The 5,839-nt window shown below is 74.0% G+C and carries 2 protein-coding genes; one reads left to right on the top strand and one right to left on the bottom strand.

What is annotated here, in order from left to right; all coding sequences use genetic code 11:
* Positions 1 to 502 precede the first annotated feature (502 nt).
* The gene (locus tag IZR01_RS47745; RefSeq protein ID WP_194927722.1) at positions 503 to 1,864 is read left to right on the top strand and encodes a YehQ family protein; all 1,362 of its coding nucleotides are present in this window, start codon (positions 503 to 505) and stop codon (positions 1,862 to 1,864) included.
* A 164-nt stretch (positions 1,865 to 2,028) separates the two neighbouring features.
* Here the strand turns inward: IZR01_RS47745 and IZR01_RS47750 are convergent, their stop codons facing one another.
* Positions 2,029 to 5,589 (bottom strand): PAS domain-containing protein, encoded by a 3,561-nt coding sequence (locus tag IZR01_RS47750; protein WP_194927723.1) that lies wholly within the window; start codon positions 5,587 to 5,589, stop codon positions 2,029 to 2,031.
* Between the last annotated feature and the right edge of the window lie 250 nt (positions 5,590 to 5,839).

Here is a 5,839-nt window from a genome sequence, read left to right on the forward strand (position 1 = left end):
TTATAAGAGACAGCCTGGCGCGGGCTTGGGTGGGGCTGGCGACGAGCTCGCGGCGGTTGGCGCGACATCAAGCGCTGGCGGCTCGACCGGGGTGGCTGGCGCGGATACGGGCCCTGATGGTGGTGTCGCAACTGAGCAATCGGCGACGGTCGGTTCGGTTGAGGCGAGTCCCAACGTGGGCGAGCTTGCTGCGGGCGGCGCCAATAGTGCTGCGGGCCTGGACGGTGCCGCTGGTTCGGCGACCGACGAGGTTGCCGCGGCTGGCGCGGCCAGCGCGACGGGTACCCGCGGTGCTGCTGCGAGCGGCGTGCCTGCTGCGGCGGGCCCGAATTCTGCTGTTGGCGGTAGTGCCGCGGGCCTGGCCCGTGGCGCTGATTCGGTGAGCGGCGTGCCTGCCGTGGTGGGTGCGAAATCGGCTGCCGGTGCTAGTTCTGCGAGCGGCGCCCGTGGCGTCGAGCAATCAGCTTCGGCTGGCTTGGCTGGTGGTTCTGCCAAGCATTCCGTGGCTGCTGATCGCGGCCCGGTCGGCGCAGCTGCCGGGGGCCTGGCTACCGGCGCCAGCGCACCCGCCCTCACCGCCGCCCTCGATCTGGCCGCCGACATCTTCCTCACCGGCGTCTCCAACCTCGCCGCCGGCTTCACCCCGCGCCTGGCGCGCGTCCGGCGCGACCTCGACTCGGCGAGCCTGCGGTGGCCGCTCCTGGCTACTGAGGATCTGGCCGACCAGCTGGCGGCGCATGCGGATCGGGCCGCGCGGCATCAGCAGGTGCTGGTCGCGGATCTGTTGGCGGAGCTCGTCGCGCGGGCGCGGGTTGCCGGGGCGGCGGTGGGGCAGCCTCGGTCGCGGGTGCTGGGTACCGAGGAGGCGGCGGAGGTGGCGTTGCGGCGGCTGCGGCTGACCGCGCTCGGGTGCCGGGTGCAGGCACTCGGGGAGGATCGCAGGGCTCTGGTCTTCCTTGCGGATCCGGGTGCCGGGATCGTCCTCACGCTGGATGGGCGGTTCCCGGGGGCGGCGACGGGCGCCGATCTGGTCGCGCGGCGGTTGGCCGGGAGCACCGTGGGGGTGTTGGCCGGGGGGAACGTCGTGACCGAGACCGCGCATCGGCGGGCGGACCGGCGGTTGCGGCTGGCCGTGAACCGGGTCGCGCGCACGACCGTCAGCCAGTCCGGCGGCGCCTGGGGTCACCTGCCCTCGACGTTGCTGGCCCGCGACCTGGACGCGCTGGCCGCCGAGTTCGACCGCCTGCCGCCGCGCCTGGTGCGACCGCGCGTCGACGCCGAAGACGTGCGCGTCGTGGCGATCGCAGAGGTCGAATACCTCGGCTACGAGCCCGGCAGCCAGCGGCTGACCGCCGTGGTGCGCGGCACGGCCGGGGGCACCGCGCTGGTCGTCTCCGAGTACCGCGCCGTCACCCCCGGCGCGCTGGACGCCCTCGCCGACGCGCTCCAGCGCGATCCGAGCTTCGTCTCGGCCACCGTGCGACGCGGGCGCGGCGGCCTGGTGCTGACTCCGATCGCGGTGGTGGCCGAGGGCCGCGTGGTGGTGCCGGACCTCGCGTCCGGAGACGGCTCCAAGGCCCTCGACGACGGCGGCGCGCTGGCCCCCGATCGCCTCACCGCCGCGATCGAGGCCGCGTTCGAACTGCTCGCCGAGATGGCGCACCGAGGCGCGCGGCACCTGCCGCCGTCGTTCGAGGCGCGTCTGGGTTCGACGGCCGAACGCCTCGACACCGCCGGACTCGGACGCTGCGCCACCGATCTTCGTGGCCTGAGTCGCGCCCTCGGTCCGGACCCGGGACGCGCGGCCTTCGACGCGTGGGCCGATGCCGCGATCCGCCTGATCGCCACCGCCGAATTGCGCTGACCGGTACCGGACAAGCACAGGATCAGTACGAGATCAGCACCGGGGATCACCGCAACCGATGTCGGATCCGATGTCGGATCCGATGTCGGATCCGATGTCGGGCCCGAGGCCGGACGCGCGGCCGCCGACCGCGCGTCCGACGTCAGTCAGACGTCAGCCCGACCTCAGTCCGCGATCTTGCCCATCAGATCCCCGAGCCGGTTCGCCGCCTCCGGCCCGACCTCCCGGTCCACCAGGTGCACCACGGCCTCGCCGGAGCGCAGCGCCCGCAGCATGTTCGTGTCGGCGGTCATCGTCGCCGGCACCGTGAACAGCACCGTCGGCGCGAGGTGCAGCCGCTCGTACGTCCGCAGCCAGTCGATGATCCCGGAACGCCGCCGCCGCACCAACGTCATGTCCATGACGATCAGCTGCGGATGCTCGGCGACCATCGCGGTCATGGCGTCGTTCTCACTCGAGGCCTGGACCACCCGCATCCCGTCGCGCTCCAACGAGATCGCGAACGCGGCGGCCAGATCCGGGTTCTCCTCCAGCAGCAGCACCCGAGGCGCCGGAATCTGCTCCGGAGTCAGGGCCCTGAGCAGTGCGGACGGATCGGCGCCACGCCGCGCGGTCGCCGTCATCGCGGCGGCCGGAACGGCGCCCAACCCGGCGGTCACGAACAGCGGGATGCCCGAGTCCGCCGCGGCCGCGCGCAGCGTGTGCAGCGCGGCCCGCGTCACCGGCACCCCGACCGGGTCCGCCAACAGGGCCACCGGCCGTGCCACCCCGGTCTCGCTCAACTGCGCGGGCGCCTTCAACGCGGTCGGCGCGTAGCCCTGCGCGGCCAGCACCTGCTCGGCCCCGGCCTCCGGCGTCGGCCACACCAGCAACGTCGGCGGGGCCGCGGGCTCCGCGGCGGTCGGTGCCGGCCAGGCCTGAGCACCCTGTGAATCCTGCGGATCCGGCTCGTCCGGGTTCGGCCACGCCTGCGCCTCGTTCGCCGCCGGCTTCAACGTGCCGAACGGCGACGGTGCGAGCGTCCCGAACGGCGAGGCGTTCTGCGCCTCGGTCATGAAGGGGGCGGGCGGCTGGGGCACGGAGACGGCGATCTCAGAACCCTGCGTTTCACCACCGAACGACGGCGACGGTTGGCCGTCGCTCAGGAACGGTGAGGGCGTCTGCTGGCCGGTTGGCGGAAATGCGACACCACCGGCTCCCGGCCCGGCGGACATCGGATTCAGCGGGTTCAGCGCGTTGATCGGATCAGCATCCTGCGCGTCCGCCCCGAACACTCCGTCCGACAAGTCGCCGAACGGGGCCGAGGGCTTCGGCACCCGGAACACGTCGCCGCTGCTGTTGCCGGCGAACGCCATCCCCGCGGGCTGCCCGGTCGCGGCGTTGCCGAAGACACCGCCGTCCGAGGCGAAGGCTTCCTCGCGCTGCTCACGTTGGTCGCGCTGGTCACGTTGGTCGAACTGGTCGCGTTGGTCGAACTGGTCGAGCCGGCCGGCGTCGGTGTGGTGGCCGTGACGTCCGCCGCCGGCATCGCCACCCGGCACCTCGTCACGGAACAACGGCTGCGCCGGATCCGGGCCGTACAGCGACCCCGTTCCGACCGCCCGCGGCGCGCCGAAGCGGGAGTCGCCGCCGTCGAGCTCGCGGAACAGCTGCTGCGGCTCGCCGTAGAGCGAAGCAGCCTGCTGAGCCTCCGGTGTGAAGTTGCCCGACGTGGACAGCGGGCCCTCGTCCTGGTGCGTGCCCGACGTGCGCAGCGCGGCCTCCGCCGCGGGCTCGACGTGCTGGATCAGGTAGCCGTCGTTGGCAGCCTGCTGCGCCGCCTGTTGCGCCGCGCGCCGGCGTCCCCGGGGCGCCGATTCGGCTTGACCGGCCTGACCGGATTGCCCAGGCTGCCCGGCCTGCCCCGGTGGTGCCAGCCCTCCGGAGCCGTTGGCCGCGGGGGCCCCGGCGTTGTTCCCCGCCGCCGACGTGCGGACCGGCACCGGAAGCGACGTGTCCGCGAAGCCGCGGTCCTGCGCCGGGGCGATCTGGCGCGGGATGGTGGTCGTGGTGGCCGCGGCCGAGTCGACGCGCCGCCGACTGCCCGAAACCAAGCCCGAACCGGCGGCGGAGCCGGATGCCGACTGTGCGGGTTCGATGTCCCGCACGATCGGGATGATCCGGGTCTCCTCGACCAGGTTGCGCGAGGCCGAGGAGGCGCCGGAGGCCAGCTCGGTCTCGCCCTCGGGGCCGACCGGCAGCTCGATCACGTAGGTGACGCCCTTGCCGTCCACGCGGTGCACGGTCAGCTGGCCGCCGTGCCGTTCCACCACGGTGCGGGCGAAGCTCAGGTGCTCCGGCACGCCCGCGACCTCGGCGCCGCGCACCTCGATGCGGGCGATGGGGCCGCGGCGGGCCGCGGCGACCACGACCGTGGAGCCCGGGGGAGAGGCCTGGACCGTGTCCACCAGCAGGTGGCGGACGGCCTGCGTCATCCGGTCGGCGTCTATCACGACCTCGGCCGGGCCGGTGTGCACGGCCAGGTCGATGCCCGCCGCGCCGGCCAGGTCGGTCGCGGCGTCGGTGGCCGCGTGCACTATCCGGCCCAGCTCGGCGGGGCGCTTGCGCAGACCGGTGGGGCCGGCCGCGGCGTCCAGCAACTCCTCGACCAGGCGCGTGGCCTCGGCGAGTTCGGCGGTGACGTGCGCCAGCCGGTGCCGGACGGACGGGCTCAGGCCGTCGCCGTCGTTGGCCAGCCGGGCCAGTTCGGTGCGGGCGGCGTCCAGGGGCCGTCGCAGGGCGCTGACGGACTCGGCGCTCAGCCCGGCGCCGCCCATCGTGCCCAGCATTCCACCCAGGCCGTTGGCCCCGCTGAAGGCGCCGAGGCCGGGATGGCCGCCGGCCGCGCCGTTGGCGCCGCCGGCCGCAGTGGTGAGCGCGGGGAGCCGGAAACGGGACAGGTCGACGAAGGTGACGACCGCCCCGACCAGGGCGTCGTCCTCCATCACCGGAGCCGTCGACAGCTCCACCGGCACGGTCCCGCCGCCCTTGGCGATCAGGTGCAGCCCGGCCTCGCTGCCCAGGCGGTGCTTGCGTCCGGTGCCCAGGGTGTCGGCCACCGGCGAGGGCTCACCGGGCGCGGATCCGCCGATCAGCGCGTCGAACTCCAGGCCGCCGAGCTCGGAGGCCCGGTATTTCAGGACCCGCGCGGCGGCCGGGTTCACCAGCACCACGCGGCCGGCGGTGTCCACCCCGACGATGCCCTCGCTGGCGGCGCGCAGGATCAGCTCGGTCTGCTTCTGCTGGCGGCGCAGCTCGGCCTCGGCGTCGGCGACCCGCGACACGTCGCGGACCACCACCACCTCCAGCCCGCCGTGCCCGGGCGGTAAGAAGGAGCGCACGACCTCGGCCGGGAACCCGGACCCGTCGGCCAGCTTGGCGACCATGCGAGTGGGCACCCCGGCCTCCTCGCCGGAGACGGCACCGACCCCGGAGTCACCCGGATCGGTCCACACCCCGGCGGTCGGATCGGGGGAGGCGACCCGCGCCAACGCGGTCCCGAAGCCGGACAGCAGATCGGTGACGGGCCGGCCGACCAGCGGCGCGCCCGGCGCCTCGAACCAGCCCACGGCCACGGCGTTGGCGTTGACCACGCGCCCGCCGCCGTCGACGAGCAGCAAAGCCTCGGGCAGCGAGTCGAGTATCGCCGCCAACCGGGCGACACCCCGCACCGGTGAACGGTCCATCCAGCCGTGGCCCTCCTCGTGGCGTGCGTCAGGCGCCACTACCCCGACGCGCGACAGGTACTCGCCGCCGGGCCCACCATCCCGCCCGACACCGACACCAGAGGCGACGGCAAAGGAAAGAAGGTGGCGATGGTCACCGATAGGCGACTATCCCACAAGCACCCCGAGCCCGTCTCCCCCGCCTCCAAGATCCCGCTCGTCCCACCACTGCTCTCCAGACGTCCACAACCACGTCCCCAACACCCTCCCC

The sequence above is a fragment of the Catenulispora pinisilvae genome, assembly GCF_015356865.1.
In the GTDB taxonomy this organism is placed as follows: domain Bacteria; phylum Actinomycetota; class Actinomycetes; order Streptomycetales; family Catenulisporaceae; genus Catenulispora; species Catenulispora pinisilvae.